At 47.1% G+C, this 17,499-nt stretch carries 15 protein-coding genes and 1 tRNA gene; 4 read left to right on the forward strand and 12 right to left on the reverse strand.

What is annotated here, in order from left to right; genetic code table 11:
• Positions 1-22 precede the first annotated feature (22 nt).
• Positions 23-1,117, reverse strand: coding sequence for a glycosyltransferase (locus tag DESPODRAFT_RS08545; protein WP_004072882.1), 1,095 nt, complete (start codon positions 1,115-1,117; stop codon positions 23-25).
• Positions 1,118-1,472: 355 nt separating this feature from the next.
• Between DESPODRAFT_RS08545 and DESPODRAFT_RS08550 the strand changes: the two genes are divergently transcribed.
• Entirely contained in the window at positions 1,473-2,321 is an 849-nt protein-coding gene (locus DESPODRAFT_RS08550; protein WP_004072883.1) for a DUF6625 family protein, read from the forward strand.
• Positions 2,322-2,332: 11 nt separating this feature from the next.
• Here the strand turns inward: DESPODRAFT_RS08550 and DESPODRAFT_RS08555 are convergent, their stop codons facing one another.
• From DESPODRAFT_RS08555 to DESPODRAFT_RS08575, 5 genes are read right to left on the reverse strand one after another with little or no spacing between them, the layout of a single operon-like run.
• Positions 2,333-3,451 (reverse strand): glycosyltransferase family 4 protein, encoded by a 1,119-nt coding sequence (locus DESPODRAFT_RS08555; protein ID WP_004072884.1) that lies wholly within the window; start codon positions 3,449-3,451, stop codon positions 2,333-2,335.
• An 18-nt stretch (positions 3,452-3,469) separates the two neighbouring features.
• Entirely contained in the window at positions 3,470-4,615 is a 1,146-nt protein-coding gene (locus DESPODRAFT_RS08560) for a glycosyltransferase family 4 protein (RefSeq protein WP_004072885.1), read from the reverse strand.
• A gap of 15 nt (positions 4,616-4,630) precedes the next feature.
• Positions 4,631-5,359, reverse strand: a complete 729-nt coding sequence (gene kdsB, locus DESPODRAFT_RS08565) for a 3-deoxy-manno-octulosonate cytidylyltransferase (RefSeq protein ID WP_004072886.1) — start codon at positions 5,357-5,359, stop codon at positions 4,631-4,633.
• Between the two features lie 2 nt (positions 5,360-5,361).
• The gene (locus DESPODRAFT_RS08570; protein WP_004072887.1) at positions 5,362-6,429 is read right to left on the reverse strand and encodes an iron-containing alcohol dehydrogenase family protein; all 1,068 of its coding nucleotides are present in this window, start codon (positions 6,427-6,429) and stop codon (positions 5,362-5,364) included.
• Positions 6,430-6,447: 18 nt separating this feature from the next.
• Positions 6,448-7,632: a DegT/DnrJ/EryC1/StrS family aminotransferase gene (locus tag DESPODRAFT_RS08575; protein ID WP_004072888.1), complete on the reverse strand. Its 1,185-nt coding sequence runs from the start codon at positions 7,630-7,632 to the stop codon at positions 6,448-6,450.
• A gap of 211 nt (positions 7,633-7,843) precedes the next feature.
• Here DESPODRAFT_RS08575 and DESPODRAFT_RS08580 point away from each other — a divergent pair, with 211 nt between their 5' ends.
• Together DESPODRAFT_RS08580 and hemW are read left to right on the forward strand one after the other, a co-directional pair.
• Complete coding sequence (locus DESPODRAFT_RS08580; RefSeq protein WP_004072889.1) at positions 7,844-9,007, forward strand: radical SAM protein; 1,164 nt, start codon at positions 7,844-7,846, stop codon at positions 9,005-9,007.
• A gap of 134 nt (positions 9,008-9,141) precedes the next feature.
• Complete coding sequence (hemW, locus tag DESPODRAFT_RS08585; protein WP_004072890.1) at positions 9,142-10,329, forward strand: radical SAM family heme chaperone HemW; 1,188 nt, start codon at positions 9,142-9,144, stop codon at positions 10,327-10,329.
• A gap of 3 nt (positions 10,330-10,332) precedes the next feature.
• Here hemW and selB read toward each other — a convergent pair whose 3' ends face one another.
• Together selB and DESPODRAFT_RS20310 are read right to left on the reverse strand one after the other, a co-directional pair.
• Positions 10,333-12,252 carry a selenocysteine-specific translation elongation factor gene (gene selB, locus DESPODRAFT_RS08590; protein ID WP_004072891.1) on the reverse strand — a complete coding sequence of 640 codons (1,920 nt, stop codon included), beginning with the start codon at positions 12,250-12,252 and terminating at the stop codon, positions 10,333-10,335.
• Positions 12,253-12,265: 13 nt separating this feature from the next.
• On the reverse strand, positions 12,266-12,436 hold the full coding sequence (locus DESPODRAFT_RS20310) for a hypothetical protein (protein WP_216594066.1): 171 nt from the start codon (positions 12,434-12,436) through the stop codon (positions 12,266-12,268).
• A gap of 327 nt (positions 12,437-12,763) precedes the next feature.
• On the opposite strand from DESPODRAFT_RS20310, the gene DESPODRAFT_RS08595 reads away from it, so the two are divergent.
• Positions 12,764-12,839 (forward strand) — tRNA-His (locus tag DESPODRAFT_RS08595).
• A 73-nt stretch (positions 12,840-12,912) separates the two neighbouring features.
• Here the strand turns inward: DESPODRAFT_RS08595 and DESPODRAFT_RS08600 are convergent.
• The 4 genes from DESPODRAFT_RS08600 to DESPODRAFT_RS08610 all read right to left on the reverse strand — a co-directional run bounded on the left by DESPODRAFT_RS08600 (position 12,913) and on the right by DESPODRAFT_RS08610 (position 17,334).
• Complete coding sequence (locus DESPODRAFT_RS08600) at positions 12,913-13,731, reverse strand: cytidylate kinase family protein (RefSeq protein ID WP_004072893.1); 819 nt, start codon at positions 13,729-13,731, stop codon at positions 12,913-12,915.
• Between the two features lie 185 nt (positions 13,732-13,916).
• Complete coding sequence (locus DESPODRAFT_RS20595) at positions 13,917-14,069, reverse strand: hypothetical protein (protein ID WP_216594050.1); 153 nt, start codon at positions 14,067-14,069, stop codon at positions 13,917-13,919.
• Between the two features lie 294 nt (positions 14,070-14,363).
• Positions 14,364-15,284 (reverse strand): manganese-dependent inorganic pyrophosphatase, encoded by a 921-nt coding sequence (locus tag DESPODRAFT_RS08605; protein ID WP_004072894.1) that lies wholly within the window; start codon positions 15,282-15,284, stop codon positions 14,364-14,366.
• A gap of 292 nt (positions 15,285-15,576) precedes the next feature.
• Positions 15,577-17,334 (reverse strand): long-chain-fatty-acid--CoA ligase, encoded by a 1,758-nt coding sequence (locus DESPODRAFT_RS08610; protein WP_004072895.1) that lies wholly within the window; start codon positions 17,332-17,334, stop codon positions 15,577-15,579.
• Between the last annotated feature and the right edge of the window lie 165 nt (positions 17,335-17,499).

Genomic DNA, 17,499 nt, shown 5'->3' on the forward strand with positions numbered 1-17,499 from the left:
ACAGGAAAACAAACCCCATAAATTAGAAGGAAAGCTGAGCAATATATGATTCATACTGCTTGAAAATGGTTTTAGAGTCAAAACGACTCAAATCGGCTTGATTGATCTCAGGCGGATTTTTAGAAAATTTTACAATATTGTAGGATAATTTTTCGACATCCCCAACTGGGGATAAAGCCTCAGGAGTACTGATAAGGATCTCTGAAGGCCCTGAAGGACAATTCGTACTAATAGCCGGGGTACCACAAATCAAGGATTCAATTAATACATTTGAAAGGCCTTCAAAATCAGAAGATAAGACAAACAATTTTGCACGCCTCATCCAGGCATATGGATTCTTTTTAAACCCGGCAAGATAAACTTTTTCTGTTAAGTTCAAGGTTTCAATCATTTTTTTAAGATGCTCTTTCTCATATATGGAGCCATCTCCTATAATCACTAAAGGCAAAGAAATATTGGCAGCCCAATAAGCCTTCAGTAGTATGTCATGCCTTTTTTCTTTTGAAAATCTTCCTACAGTTAAAATGAATTCTTCCTCCTTAAAATCGATAGGGTTCAAACTTAATTCTTTAATGTTTTCAAAATCGAAAGGGTTGTACATCGTTTGTATAAACTTAGGAAAAACTTTGAAATTGTTTAAAAGATCATTTGCAATTCCTTCGGACACGGTTAATATATTTTTTTGGTTATATAACTTCCTGAGTTTTTTTAATCTTCGACCTGATTTTTTCCCATTTAAATACCCCTCGGAGTAATTCGTATGGATCGTATGAAAAACTGGGGACTTAGATTTAAAATTTCCCAGAAGAAAAGAAGAGAACATCTCATGAGCAAAAATAGCGGCAATATGATTTTGTCTTTCGATTTTTCGAATAATTTTTCTTAATTTTTGACAATAGTAAAGGTCGGTGAGCCATCTATAAATGCCTAATCCTTTTTTAAAATTTAAACAAATAAGATCTATGGATTTAGGGATTGTAAGTTTGCATTCATTTTTGATTGCAATAATATGAACCCTATATCCTGAAGAATCAAACAGCCTCGCTAACTCAACAACAACCTGTTGCGCACCTCCGGAGCCTAAGCTGTCCGTAACAAATATAACCGTTTTATTCATACTGTTTCCCCAGTGTCATAAAGATAAGATGTTTCTAAATTAAAACCATACAAACGTATAAAGGGCATGAAGATTGATTTCCGGTACGTATTTCCCATGTTCTTGTATGGTTAGATATACTCAATCTTTAAGTTTTTGACATTGCGTTCTTGGCAACTTACATAATTTGTTTTATATGAAAGTCTCAATAAGTTGTTAAGTTACTTTCATTTTTTGTTGTGTCCCTCAGGAGATGGTCGTTATTAGTGGTATAAATGCACTAACTAAACTTAAAAAGCAAATCATCCCTTAGTATGCCAGGTTATTTTTGTATACAAACGATAGTGGTTTGCCTTTTTTCAACAGGAATTTTTTAATGCTTGATCTTCAGTTAAAAAGTGCCTTTCTAGTCCCCTTTTTTGGCGAACTTCCCGCCTATTTCCCGTTCTGGGCCAAATCATGTGAGTTCAACCATCCTAATTTTCACTGGTTTGTCTATAATGACAGGATTACGGAATCAAAAGCCCTTAATCCGGCAGTTACCCTCGTTCCGTACCAGTTCGAGCAGATGGTTGCCGATTTTAAGCAGCGGTTGGATATCAACATACCGGGACGCTTTCTTCGAAGGGTCTGTGATTATCGGCTTATGTTTTATTTTCTGCGTCATGATAAAGAAAATCTGGATCGTTATGATTTTATCGGCTTTACGGATATGGACCTTGTGTATGGACGGCTTTTGGGGTGCATGCCTGAAGATATGAACTCCTATTCCATGATCAGTGCTGATAACGACCGGCCATGCGGGCCCTTTACGTTGATCAACCGTTCACAACTGCATGCACTTAAAGAGTATAAATATATAAAAAAACACATGGAGCCCGAAGAGCACAGGACGTTCAATGAATCAAAGGAACTGCTGCAGGTGGTTTCCGGCACCCTGCCGCCATACTGCAGGGTGGATCTGCTGCAGCCCACAATGACCAGGGGCGTAAGTAATACAAAGGTTTACGCCATCTGGGAGAAAGGGAAGGTGACCATTTATGATATATATTTCAACCGGTTGGAGGCCGGTTTTTTTCATTTTTCCCGATACAAGGACAAAAAACGCTTTGTCATTGACGCGGATGCCTTGCACCATGACCGCTGGGGCGTTTTTAAATTCGGTATTACCGGATTTACATCTCGCTGGAACAGAACGAAAATGAATCTTTCGTTATTGATATAGGCATTGCCCGCCTAACAGTTAAAATGGTTCTGGTAGATGCGGATAATTTTTTGTCCCATGGTTTCAATGGTATGATGACGTTTCATTTTTTGTTCCGCATTTTGTGCCCGTTCAATGGTTGCCCCTGGATTGTCAATTGTTTTAATGATCATCTCACACAGTTCGCAGGATTGTCCCACTTCAAAAAGCAGACCGGTTTCATCATGGGTGATGATGTCTGCAATCCCGCCGGTCCTGGAGCCGATCACCGGGCATAAGGCATACATTGCTTCGATGAGGACCTGGGGAATACCTTCAAAGACGGATGGCAGAATCTTGCAGTCCAGGGCGCGGTAAAAAGGCCATACATTTTCCTGGAATCCAATAAAATGTACTCTGTTTTCAATATTGAGATCCCGGGCAAGTTCCGACATCCGGCTGAGAAAAGATGAATCTCCGGTCCCCGCAATGACCAAGTGGTGGGGAATATGTCCGGCTGCTTTTTGAAATCCTTTTAAAAGGGTGTCCACGCCTTTTTCCTGGGATATCCGGCCGGCAAATCCGATAAAACGCGTATTCGGGTCAAGGTTGAGTTTTGCTGCCATGGCACGTCTCTGCTCATCCTTTGGGTTAAGCGTCGCAGGTTCAACAATACCGGAAGGAATTGAAAAAGCCTGTTGATCGGAAAGGTTGAAAACCTCCTGAAGGTGACGCCTGGTATAATCGGCCGTGGTGAATGTATAATGGCTTAATTTCTTGTAAAGCAACCGATTATACCAGGAATTGTTAACAGGCGTACTGATATGGCGTGATAATATTCTGCAAGGGATATGGGCCTTTTTAGCCGCCGGCAATGCTATTTTTGAATCCGTATTTCCATGGGTGTTGACAATGTGCGGCTTTTCTTGATTAAAAATATGAATAAGACGGCTGTAATCGGATATTGCAGACAAGCGTTTGAAAGATATGGGGTATCGTTTAAGCCCACACCCTTTTGCTTTCTGGAGCAAGGGGGTATTTTCAGGTGCAATAATGACGACCTGGTGCCCTTTGTCCGCCATCCATAAAGATTCGTTCAGGACTCTTTTTTCAAGTCCCCCCCAGTCGGTGTGGCAGGTGGTATGAATTATTCTATATGGGGGTGGTTTCATGGGGATTTTTTATTTTATTCAAAGGGTTGTTTGAAATTTTCGATTAATTTTTATCAGGCGTAATCGGTAAATGCGCAAGATATGCCTCCCCATGGCATCCATGGTGTAGTGTTGTTCAACCAGGGTTCGGGCCGCCTGGGTTAGATTCTGGACAGCCTGGGGGGCATCCAGGGTCCAACTGATGATTTTGAGCAAAGATTCCGAGTATCTGGGATCAAAGACCCTGCCGGTTTGATTGTCAATCAGAACATCCCTGATACCGGGAGTATCCGGACCAATCACCGGGCAAAAACCGGCCATGGCCCCTGTCACCTCCAAGGGCACCCCCTGGTAAAAATTCCGGGTGTCGGGCAAATAGATACAGCAGTCCAGGGCCGGGTATAAACGGGCATTATTCTCTTCGGCTTGTGGCAGCATATGCACATGGGGATATATCTTTTCATCCATGGGGGCTTGTTTTTCGGAACTACCGGCGATCACCAGATGATGATAAGGGAAGCGGCGACCCAGCTGATCAGCGGTTTTGCACAGCATTGATAGGCTTTGGCGCTCTATTTTACCAAAAATACCAATGAACCGGGCATCTGTTTCCAACCCAAGGATGTGTGCCAACTTCTGTCGGGCTGCAGTTTTTGTTGTCTGGTTCGCGGCTCCATCAGGCAAGGCAATGCCGTCGGGAATGGAGAAAATATGCATGTCTGACAGGGAGAAGGTCTGCTTCAAATTGGCTGTTGTGTCCTTTGAGTTCGTAAAAACGTAGTGGCACCGGGTTTTATAAATTTTTTTGTTGGGCCAGGTGCCTTTAACCCGTTCTCCATTGTGGCGGGACATGATCCGGCAGGGAACACCCATGGTCTGGGCTGCTTTTAAGGCAAGTTTGGCATCGCCTTTGCCGTGGGCATTGACCACAAAAGGCTGTTCTCCGTCAAATATCTGTTTAAGCCGGCCATACTCACCGATTCTGGCCAATGATTTGAAGGAGATGGGATAGACTGTCAATCCGTTTTGTTTGGCTTTATCAAACAAAGGACTATCCCCCGAAGCAACAATGGCTACCTGGTGGCCGTTTTCTTTCATCCACAATGACTCGCAAAGAATCCTTTTTTCTCTGTTGCCCCACAGGATCCGGCTTGAGGTATGGATGATCTTATAGAATGTCTTCATGGATAATCAGCCGTATTAGCGCAGCATAGCTTCAACACGTTCAATATCTTCGGGCAAATCAATCTCAGGTGAATCATATTGGGTGACAGCCACTTTTATGGGGAATCCGTATTCCAGCACCCGAAGCTGCTCCAGTTTTTCCACCTGTTCACAGGTGCCGGTGTCAAGGGTGACGATCTGGTCCAGGAAAGCTTTGGTATACGCGTAAAATCCCAGATGCTTATAATAGTCCACATCCGTCTGGCCGTCCCGGGGAAAGGGAATCTGGGCCCGGGAAAAATACATGGCAAAGCCCTGGCGGTTGAACACCACCTTTACGTCCTTGGGATCTGTAATCTCCCGGGGGTTTTTGATCTTATACGCCAGGGTGGACATGGCAAGGCCGGGATCTTCGTCAAAGGGACGGATCAAGTCATCAAGGCTTTTCGGGTTAAATACAGGCTGATCCCCCTGGATATTGATGATGATATCTTCCGGGGCCGCACCAAGCATCTTGGCGGTTTCAGCAACCCGGTCCGTACCTGACCGGCAGGTGTCCGAGGTCATTACCGCGTCTCCGCCAAATGCCTTTACGGCATTGACAATGCGTTCATCATCCGTGGCAACAATGGTTCTTGTCACCACGGATGATTTCTGGGATTGCTCAAATACCCGCTGGATCATGGGTTTGCCCGCAATGTTGACCAGGGGTTTGCCGCCAAGCCGACTGGAACCGAAGCGTGCGGGGATCACTGCAATGGGCATGGCTACATCTTTTCAAAAAGGCTGCGCGCCTTGTCACGGGTCATGATCGCTTTCCAATCCTTACCCAGGCAGTTTTCCCACAAAGGATCAAGGTTCAGGGCCACACTGATCATGGTCTCCATCTGATCCCCGGTAAGGTCCTTTGTCACTCCCCTGGGAATATCCACCCCTGTTTTTTCCATAATGGCTCGAAACTCTCTTACCCCGTCGGGATAGTATTCATCCAGGGTGTCAAAGGTGATGCAGCAGCCCACGCCGTGATGGGTGCCAAGCACATAGGAGAGGCCATAGGAGAGGGCGTGACAGGCACCCACCTGGGAGTAGGCAATGCTCATGCCGCCGAAAAAGGAGGCCATCATCAGCTTGTCGGCCGAATCCGGGTGGTTATCGATAAACACCTGGCGGCAAAGATCCAGGGATTTTTCACCGTAAGCTTTGGAAAATTCATTGATATAGGTGCCCTGCAAGGATTCAATGCAGTGGATATAGCAGTCCATGCCGGTATAGAAGTGCTGAGCCTTGGGCACGTCTGCGGTCAGTTGCGGGTCCAGGACCACCTGGTCAAATACCGTATAATCGGAGTTCAGTCCCAGTTTTTTCTCGGGCCCGGTGAGCACGGCCGTCCGGGAAACTTCCGCACCTGTGCCGGACAGGGTGGGTACGGCTGCATGCCATACGGCCGGGTTTTTGATCAGGTCCCATCCCTGGTACTCGGTGGATGAACCTTCGTTGGTGAGCATCAAAGAGACGGATTTGGCAAGATCCATGGCGGAGCCGCCCCCAATGCCGATGACTGCGCAGGGAAGCGCTGGGTTAAATTTTTTTGCTTCCAGGGTGAGCTTATCCACATAGCCTGTTTTGGGTTCATCGGCTACATTGACCCACAAGAGAAAATCGTTGTCATGCAAGGGGATGCGTTTTTCAAGGTCCTTGCCTTTAAATACGTCATCCACAACAAAAACAGCCCACTCTTCACCGGACTTGCGCCGGCCTGCCACTACCTCGTCAAGCTGGGCAAAACAGCCCCGGCCGAAAAGAATATTGGGAACCAGCTTAAAATTTCTGAACATTGATATTTAATCCTTAGTTTATTTTAAGGCAGTTAATACCGCCTGTATACGTTTATCCATATCGTCTGGGGTCCAGGAAAGCATGATCTGCATGGACAACGTTCGCTTCATGATCTCTTCACTTTGTTCCAGAACAAGGCCGGCATAATCCGGCAAATCGGCACTCAACTCAAAGGGGAGTCTGGCTGCGCGTTTCATCTCCTTGAGGTGATGCCATTTCTTATAATAATGCCAGTTATTGTTATACCAGTAGGCACAAGGAGCCCCGTTTTCTGCAAGCTTTTTTGCCGCCTCTTCGGCCTGATCTTGTGTGGGCATAAAAAAGTTCAGGAAGGTGGCCGAATCCCCGTCCGGATCGGGAAGTGCGCGGAAGGTCACGCCTTTAATCTCTTTCATGGCATCTTTGATGGCGGCTTTGTTTTTTTTCTGGATCTCAAGGATGCGGTCAAGTTTGCCTAACTGGGCAAGTCCCACAGCGGCATTCAGTTCGGATATCCTGTAGTTGGTGCCGATGATGGGGTGATCATCCGCCCCGCGGTCCGGCCCGCCCAAGTGGTCATGGCCATGGTCTGCATACTGGTGGCACCGGGTGTAAATATCTTCGTCATTTGTGATAATGCCGCCGCCCTCACCACAGGTGACGGTTTTCACCGCGTCAAAGGAGAAACAGCCGGCCTTGCCGAATGTGCCCAAATGACTGCCCTTGAAATTTGCGCCTAACGATTGGCAGGCGTCTTCCAGAAGCACCAGACCCTTTTTGTCGCAAAAAGCTTTGATCTCATCAATCCTTGCCATGGCCCCGCACATATGCACCGGCACAACAGCCTTGGTCCGGGAGGTTACTGCCGCTTCCAGACGGTCCGGATCCAGGCACAAGGTCTGGTCAATGTCTGCAAAAACAGGCACGGCACCGGCCTGGATTACGGCTTCAAATGTGGCCACAAAGGTAAACGGCGGAATAATGACCTCGTCTCCGGCCCCGATGCCGCATGCTGCAAGGGCCGTACAAAGGGCTGCTGTCCCGCTGGAACACAGATGGCTGAACCCGGCGCCTGTTATTTGAGCCAGTTTTTTTTCAAATTCCAGGGCTTTAAAATGGCCGTTTCTGGCCCCTTCAAATCCGTACCTGAATAAAACGCCTGTTTCCAGTACATCGTTGACATGTTTACGTTCCTCATCTGAAAATAATTCAAAGCCAGGCATGGGCTCTCCTTATGTTGAACAAATTATGTTGCACAAATTTTTCTGCCCCGGTTGGGAAAGAGTTTGATAATTGACTATAAAAATTAGGGATTAATATCAAATCCGGTATATGTTTTCAAGGCAGATCCAATATTGACTTTCATTTTTCTAATGCTTATAACCCTTCTATCGTAAAGGTTCAACATAAGGAAAAAATTACAGCTTTTTTGTCATGGCAGACGAGAAACAGACACAGACATACCAGGGATATGAACAGGGCCCCATTTATCCGATTAATGACGCATACAGCCTGCTGTTGCGCCTGATCCGGAACTGCCCCTGGAACCGCTGTTCCTTTTGTCCGGTATATAAAAAGCAGAAATTTTCCATACGCCCTGTGGAAGATATTATTAAAGATATCGATCTGATTCGCACATACATTGACAGGCTGCTTCAGGAAAATGCCCAGCCCATTGCTTTTGAGCAGGAACGGATTCATTCCATTTATACCGGTTTCGAGATCCGGGACCGGGTTGCTTTCAACAACGCCGTCAAGTGGTATGCCGCAGGCATGGATACCATTTTCCTCCAGGACGCCAACCCCCTGGTGATGAAACCCAAGGAGCTGCTTTTTATTTTCAGGCATATCAATGACTGTTTTCCGGGAATCAAAACCATTGCCACCTATGCCAGAAGCAGCACCATCCTTCAATTACCCGACAATACCCTGGAACAGATGAATAAACTTGGCCTTAACCGGATTCACGTGGGGGTTGAAAGCGGGTCAAATTTAGTGCTTAACCGTATGCGTAAAGGGGTTGACAGAGCCGGGCACATAGAGGCGGCTAAACGGATCAGGCAGGCAGGCATTGAGTTGTACGCGTATGTGATGCCGGGCTTAGGGGGTGTTGACCTCTCCATTGAGCATGCCCTTGAGACCGCTGAAGCGTTGAACGCAATTAATCCGGATGTGATCAAAATTCGCACCCTTGGTCTTTCTCCTTCCACAGAACTTGCACACTGGCAGCTCCGGGGCATGTTTGAAAAACCGGGTGATGCCATGATTGCCACCGAAGTGCGCCTCATGCTTGAGGCCCTGGACAATATCCAGTCCCGCATAAAAAGCGATCACATTCTGAATCTGTTTGAAACGGTTACCGGTAAGATGCCCCATGACAAGGAAAAAATGATCGGGATCATTGACCGGTTTTTTGAACTGCCCCCAAAAGAACGTATCCTTTATCAGATCGGCCGGCGCATGGGTTTTTTCAAAGGGCTTGAAGATATGGACACAAGCCCCCAGATGGATAAGGTTCGGCTTGCCTGTGAAAATTACGGGGTCACACCGAAAAACGTGGATCAGATTCTTGACCGGTTAATGATGCGTTTTGTTTGACTCAATGACCAAGTTTTTGTTAATTTGCCCAACTTCGGCGTTGGAAACAATTTTTAATCCTCAAAATATGTCGTATATTCCTCCGGTTAAAAATTGTTTCCGCCTTGAATTTGAACAAATTCCCTAAAAACTTGATGATTGAGTCTGCACACCTTTATATTCACGTTCCTTTCTGTATAAAAAAATGCAGGTATTGTGATTTTTATTCCGAAACTGATCTATCCCTGATTCCTGATTATGTGACGGCGCTGGTCCGGGAGATTCGGCTGCGTTCACAATTAACCGCTTCCCGGTCCAAAAGCGGCGCTGCAACCGTCTATTTCGGGGGCGGCACCCCCTCTCTGCTTGGGCCACGGCAGCTTGAATCCATTCTGCGGGCCCTGGACAACGCTTTTGGCCTCTGGCGTCAGACCGAAATCACTCTTGAAGCCAATCCCGGTACCCTGGACGAGATCCATTTGAAATCGTTTCGAGATATGGGGGTTAATCGTGTAAGCCTTGGTGTACAGTCGCTTGATCCGGCGCAGCTTTCCCTTTTAGGACGCATTCATTCAGCAGAGGGTGCCGTGTGTGCCGTTAAAAAGGTTCGTGCTGCCGGTATTGAAAATATCAGTATAGATCTGATGTACGGCCTTCCCGGTCAGACCGAAAAACACCTGATCCGGGAGCTTGAGGCGGCCTTGGGCCTTAATCCTGCGCATCTTTCCTGCTACATGCTCACCATGGAACCGGGCACAGGCCTGCATGCCATGCATGAACGGGGTATGTTTTTACCCATGGCACAATCGGATCAGGTGGATCTGTTCTGTGCCGCTGCCCAATATCTGAAAGCCTGTGGATGGGATCATTATGAAGTATCCAATTTTGCAAGGCATACATCCCTTCGGTCCCTGCACAACAGTGCTTACTGGCAGATGGTTCCCTATCATGGGTTCGGGCCGGCGGCCCATTCCTATGCCGTAAAATTCGACACGGATGGATCGGCCGCGTATAAAAGGTTCTGGAATGCACCGGACCTGGATGGATATATCAGGGCCTTGAAGAGCGGAAAAATTCCCCCATCCGACCATGAAACCCTTACCCTGGAACAGCGGCAGATGGAGTATGTCATGGTGGGGCTGAGAACATCCATGGGCCTTGATATCAGAACCGGGCAAAACCTGTGGCGGAACCGGTTTTTAACCGTGTTTCAAAGCCTGATGGAAAATCTTGAAAATCAAGGATTTGCCCGACCCCGGGACGCCGGGCAACGGTTTGTTTTGACCCTTGACGGCTGGATGCGCCTGGACAGTATCATCGCCTCTTTTGTTGAACGAATTTGATAGTCAGGCTATTTTTTTTCTCAACTGCCGGTGATCCTCAACCCGTATGGTCAGGTGTATGGCGTCAAAGTATTCAATCAGGGGAATGACATATTTTCTGGAAATGCCGATCATATCCTTAAATTCCGGTGTGGTGATCTTTTCATTGGCTTTGAGGAAATCAATGAGTTTTGTTTCCAGATCACTGACGGCAGCGGCATCAAAAAACAGATCATCTTTTGTCTTGACCACCTGTTTTTCATCAATGAGCATCTGCATTACGCCCCTGGCTGTTTTCTGGTCCAGGTCAAGATCCTGGCATATGGTACGGAAAAAGGGCGGGGTCAGGCCGGATGTTTTGTAAATGGCGGCAATTTTCTCCTTGACTTCATGCTGGTCCACCTGAAGCGCCACCTTGAAACCCGAAAGTTTCACCAGGTTTTTGTCCAGAACAATAAGGTTTTCCTTTTCCAGGCGGTTAAACAGGATGTTGAAAAAACGGGCATCATCCACATATTGAAATTTGGATTTCAGCTCCTGGGCCGGCATGCCTTCCTTTAAGGGGTTTTCCTGGTGATAAGTGGTCAGCCGTTCCAGTACTTTTCCCTTAAATTCATCAAAAATAGTCCCATGGACATAGATTTGCTTCTCCTTGTCCGTGAGGACCGCTTCTTGTTTTGCAAGCATTTTCTGTAAAGCGGCGGTCAGTTTTTTATCCGGCACATTGGTCATGACCCGTAATTCATTTAAGGCCAGCCCGGCATATCCCTTGATGGACAGAAAATAGGCAATGGTTTTTTCATCATCCGGCGATAGGACAAGATCGGCAAGGCCTTCAATCATGGCCGCATCTTTAAGTTTGTATTTCTGGGACACCGGGTTGAGGATAGCCCCGCCCCCGATGGTTTTCACGGGGGAATAAGATCGGATAACGTACCGGTCATCCTTGATGCAGCAGACCGGAGATTCCAGTCGGAACTGAACCGGTGCCGTCTCCCCGGGCAAAAGCGATTCCCGGTCCAGCAGGACCATATAACCCTGTATTTCACTTGTGCCCGAATGAAACCGGACCCGTGTCCGGGCCTTGGCCGGCTTGGTATTGCTTTTCAGGTAATGGAATTGGGCGTCCACCATATAGCTTTCAATCAAAGCCCCCGGGGTGGAGAGCACATCGCCTCTGAATACGGCTTCCCGGTCAAGGCCCTGGAAATTGATGGCGGTGCGGGTGCCGGCCATGGCTGTTTCCACCGAACTGGAATGCACCTGCAGCCCCCGGACCTTTGATGTGATTTTTCTTGGAAACACCATGATATCCTGGCCCACACTCACCTGGCCTGAAATCAGGGTCCCGGTGATAACCGTGCCGAACCCTTTCATGGAAAATACCCGGTCCACGGGAAGACGGAAAATGGAAGAAAATTTGCGGGGCGGAATTTGTGTACATATATTTTCAAGGGTGGTTAAAAATTCCTCGAGCCCCTGGCCTGTGGCAGAGGATACCGGTACAATGGGTTTGTCTTCAAGGAAGGTGTCTGAAATAAAATCGTGGATGTCGTCCATGGCCAGCTCCAGCAGATCTTCATCCACCAGGTCTGTTTTGGTCAGGGCAATCATGCCGTGTCGGATCCCCATGAGGTTGCAGATCTCCATGTGTTCCCGGGTCTGGGGCATGACGCCTTCGTCTGCCGCAATCACCATGACCACCACATCAATGCCTGAAGAGCCGGCCACCATGTTTTTTACAAATTTTTCATGACCGGGCATGTCCACAATGCCGATGTGCCGACCATTGGGAAGATTCAGGTAGGCGAACCCAAGCTCTATGGTGATGCCGCGTTCTTTCTCCTCTTTGAGGCGGTCTGTTTCAATGCCTGTCAATGCCCTGACCAGGCTGGTTTTCCCATGATCAATGTGTCCGGCTGTTCCCAGAATTATATTGTCCACAAATGCCTGCCTGTTACGCTTTGAATTTTCTATAATAGCTCATGCCATAGGCCAGTGCCACAAGAATGATTCCTGTGACAACGCCATGGTAGATGCCCCAGTCCGGTTTGAACAGCCGGGTAAGGATGATTCCGAATGCCAGACCTATAATCAGACGTATGGTAAAAATAATCAGCGTATTCATAGTCATTGCACTATTCACCTTTTTTGCGTGTTTTTATCAGTAAATATTCCAAGAATAATAGTCAAAGGGGCAGGGCAGGTCAATCCTTATATGTAACTTGTGTTTGGACGAAAAGTCACCCATCTGCCGCGTTGCAGAAAAATTTGCAATCCTCACATACAGTAGTATGCTCCGGTTACAAATTTTTCTGCGCCTTGCATCTGGGCAACTTTTCGTCCAAACACGGATTCCCGTTCAGACAATGACTCAAATCTAAATTAATAGAAAAAAGAAAAAAAGACTTGAAAAATAAAATTAGTTCTGATAATTATGCAAAGTTTTTTTGTGGTGGGTGTAGCTCAGTTGGTAGAGCACCAGGTTGTGGCCCTGGTTGCCGCCGGTTCAATCCCGGTCACTCACCCCACTTAAGATTTTAAAAGCAGCCGAATGGCTGCTTTTTTTATTGGTGAAACGGTTGGCCAGGCTATGGCTTATCGTTATATATTGTGGAATGGATTAATGGCATTCTGGTCGTCTGTTTTTCTATGCGCATTCACAATAATCTTTTTAACCCCTTCGATAGTTTCAGCAATCTCTGTTATTTGATTTTTCATGGAAGCTTCCGGGTCGCCGATAGTTACGACGCCGTCATGTGCCGTGACAATGCTTGTCGGGGATAATTTTATAATAGCCGCATGAACTTTCGCGGCAAGAAGGGCATCATCAAGGATTTTTTCCGATTCAGGTGTGGTTTTAAAGTTGGGTTTTCGAACCGTCGCGCAGATCAGGTCTGCAGCATCCTGAACTGAGAGGCTTTTTATGTGGATGACCATATCATAAAGTTTACTGTCCCACGTATCAATGCCGTATAACCTCAGGCCCCATTTTCTTCGCTCATCATCATCTTTTTTTAAAATATAACGTGCTTTTTCTTCGGAAATGTTTTCCCGCCGGACCTCTTCTTTCACACGTTCTTCTATATCCGATATGATCCTGATTTTCAGGACATGGGGAAGATTCGGCAAAAAATAGTGACCCGCCAGACCGTGGTAAACTACATTGTCTTTGCGGATATGCTGCAGAAGTGCTTTGCGGATATAACTTACATAGCGGTCCCTACCGTGGGTGTATCTTTCAAGAACGGACGGCGCATCGTGCAGCGCCCTGATCAGTCTGATCTCCGGGATATTGAATTCTTCCGATGCCTCCAGCAGAATATCACGGGAAATGCATTCATATCCCAGTTCGGAGGCTACCTTTTCAGCAACTTCCTTTCCGCGACTGTAAGAGCCTCTTGAGATGGTTATAACGGACATTGTAATCTCCTTTTTTTAAAATTATTTATCTTATTTATTCTAAATGATCGGGCTAAAATTTCAAGGTAAAAAACCCCTTTGCGCTTCATGAGTGGAGAAGCAAAAATTGTTCAAGGTGGACATGTTCAATCCCTTTGTAAGTCCCGCCGATAATCGGATCCATGGTCACCACTTTTTTGGGACGGTTATCTGGAAATAGCAAGAAGGTTGCCGAACTCACGCTCCCGAACCTTTTCGTCCGGGATCATGTAGGCAGCCTGGATGTACATGCATTCCCCAAAAAAATAGAAAATGAGAAAATGGGGGCGAGCCTTTATTTTATCATAATTTGTTTTCACAGGATGGTTTTCCCTGCTTTTCACGAGACCCTTGCTCCGGGGTCACTCTTTTGCTGACCGATGAATGGGTAAGAGCAAGCAGTTCTTCGATCTCTCTGTTGTTGTATCTTCCGGTTTCCCATAATAAACGACCATGTCCTGACGGACACAACAAACAATGGAAGTTGCGAGTGTTGTGACCCCTCGTTCTTGTGAAAAAATGGTCTTGGGTGTGGGGGTAGTGTGGGAGACAGATTGAGTGGGGATGAAGGAAAGGGCTTTTGGCAAAACACCAAAAGCCCTTGAATTACTTAATTAACCGAATACTTTTTCCAGGAAGGGGATGATCTGTTTTTTACGGCTCATGATACCGGGCAGCCAGCATTTGCTGTCAACCGGTTTTACACCAAAAGCTTTCTCAACAACAGATTCGTCATCAGAAGCCACGAGAAGCTCGGTGCCTTCCTTCATGATGTCGGTGAGCATCAGAAGTACAGTGTGATTGCCTTTTTCTGCTTTCATCGCACGGATGTCTTTTTCAAGATCAGCCTTGATGCCGTCAACGATGGAGAGGTCAACCAGTTCAAGCTGGCCGCAGCCAACGCCAACACCACCCATTTTGAAATCTTTGTAGTCGCGCAGAACCAGTTCACGGATCGGGGTGCCTTCAACAGCGGATTTTACCTTGAACATTTCAATGCCCAGGGCGTCAAGATCAGATTCGCCACAGATTTCAGACAGTTTTGCGCAAATTTCTTTGTCTTTGTCTGTGCAGGTGGCGGATTTGAAGATTACGGTGTCGGAGAGGATGGCGCACAGCATGGCACCGGCAATGCCCTTGGGGATCGCAACATTGAAGTAATCATACATGGAAGCAATTACGGTGCAGGTGCAGCCCACAGGCCAGATCCAGCATTCCAGGGGTTGTCCGGTGGTTACATCACCGAGTTTGTGATGGTCTACAATACCCAGGATATTGGCTTTGCCAAGGTCGTCAGGGCTCTGGGCCAGATCGGAGTGATCCACCAGGTAAACATCTTTACCGGCATAGCTGGTAACCACTGCAGGTGCAGCCAGACCGAATTTGTTCAGGACAAATTTGGATTCGGGGTTCAGTTCGCCCTGAATAGCCGGTGCAATATCTTCACCAAGGCTTTTTTTCAGATCGGCCAGCGCGATGGCTGCGACTACGGAGTCGGTATCCGGGTTTTTGTGACCAAATACGAGAGTTGACATAAAACCTCCTAAAAATAAAAAGTGTTGTCAGGTTATAATCCTCAGGGATGACCCCCATAGCCGGCAGCCATCCATTTAAGTTTTTAACTTTAATACCACCTGGTCTTATAGAATTAATCGCACTTAAGCTCAAGCAAAATCTGAAAAAAGAAAATGTCATATTTCAAAATTCACATTTAACAGGGATTTTTATATGCTTTCCGTGATGATTTCAACCTGTCTTATGCCCTATGAAACCGGACGGAACCCAACTTGCCGGGTTTGCGATTGGACGGGATGCATAAAGACGGGGCTAGTCGGAATGGGCATCCCGAAGTTCCCTGCGCAGCACTTTGCCGATGTTGGAGACCGGAAGATCATCTTTGAATTCAATGATCCTTGGACGTTTGTATCCTGCCATGTTTTCCTTGCAGAATGCCATGAATTCTTCCTGGGTGGCTGTCTGACCTTTCTTTAATTTGATAACAGCTTTTACGGTTTCATCTCTGTGTTTGTTGGCTACCCCGATCACTGCGCACAATTCAACTTTGGGATGGGTATATAAAATATCCTCTACATCCCTGGGGTATACATTAAATCCGCCCACCAGGACCATGTCTTTTTTTCTGTCCGTGATCAGGATATACCCATCCTCGTCAATGTGCCCGATGTCTCCGGTTAAAAAATAGCGTTTGCCGTCAATAGTGACAAAAAATTCGGCATCGGCATCGGGTCTGTTCCAGTATCCCTTCATAACCTGGGGACCGCAGGCGGCGACTTCTCCATCTTCACCCCTGGGCAGTTCCTTTGTGGGATCATCAAGATCCAGGATTTTTATATCTGTGTCGGGTAATGGAAATCCAACCGAACCTATTTTTCTGATTTCCCGGTTGGTGGGATTGGCCGACAGCACCGGCGCGGTTTCCGTCAACCCGTATCCTTCAAAGATAACCGCACCGGTTTTTTCTTCAAACTGGCGGCAGACATCCGGCGGCATGGGAGCTCCCCCTGAAAAGCAGCCCATCAGCGAGGACAGATCATACTCATCAAGCTTGGAATGATTTGCAAAGGCTACAAAAATTGTGGGTACGGCCGGCATGAGGGTGGGGCGGTATTTCTGAACTGCCTTGAGGACATCAGTGAAAGGGGGCTTGCCTGTTCTGGGGTCCGGGATGCATACCAGGCGGCTGCCGGAACCTGCGGCGCACAGCATGGCCACGGAGATGCCGAAACTGTGATACCAGGGCAAAATGCCTAAAAAACAATGGTATCCCCCGTAGTATGCCTTTTCCAACGGTTTGTTTTGGTCGTGGGAGAGCCTTAGATATTCCATGATTGCGACAACTTGGTAGGTGAAGTTGATATGCACAAGTTCCGCACCTTTTGGAATACCTGTGGTGCCGCCGGTGTAGAGCATGACAGCCGTATCGTTCACCGGGTCAATGTCGATATCCGGCGGCTCGGGTTTGGACCGGGCCACCATGTCGTCAAACATAATATGCCCGGGTTCATGGTGGTCGGCTTTGGGGATCTTGCCTAGCAGGCCGCCCAAAAATCCCTGGAGTTTCGGCAGATAGCTTTTAATATTACAGGCCACTATAGTCTCAACATCTGTATCGATAGCGGCCTTGACCACATTGGGGTAAAAGGTGGGATGATCCATGCAGAACACCATTTTTGCAGTGGAGTCAGCAAGTTGATATTTCAATTCTGTGGGCGTATAGATGGGGTTGCAGTTCACGGCAATGGCCCCTGCCTTCATGATTCCAAAAAAGATTTCAGGAAAATGGGGCAGGTTGGGTAAGACGATTGCCACCTTGTCCCCCTTTTTGATGCCTTTTTTTGCCAAAAAACAGGCGATCCGGTCTGCTGTCTCCTTAACTTGGGAGAAGGTCTTTTTTGCCCCGTTGAATATGGTGAAAACCTGGTTGGGATAAGCGGCTGCCGAATCGTCAAGCAGTTTGAAAACAGGATAGTGGTAGTTGGTGACGTTGCGGGCAACACCCTCGGGCCAAAACGGGGTGTCCCAGGTGCCGGATGCAGTGTTTGCCTGGTTTGTCTGATCTGCCATGGGGGTGCTCCTCTATGTGTTGTCGTGTTTAGGCTTAAGGATATCATCCGGGCGCATATTTTAAAACTTGTAATAATAAAGAAATTTTCATATTTTATGCATCACGGCTTCAAATACGGAACTTCATTAAGGGGAGAAATGAAAACAATTATGGTGGGCACCTTT

The organism is Desulfobacter postgatei 2ac9, from assembly GCF_000233695.2.
Classification (GTDB): domain Bacteria; phylum Desulfobacterota; class Desulfobacteria; order Desulfobacterales; family Desulfobacteraceae; genus Desulfobacter; species Desulfobacter postgatei.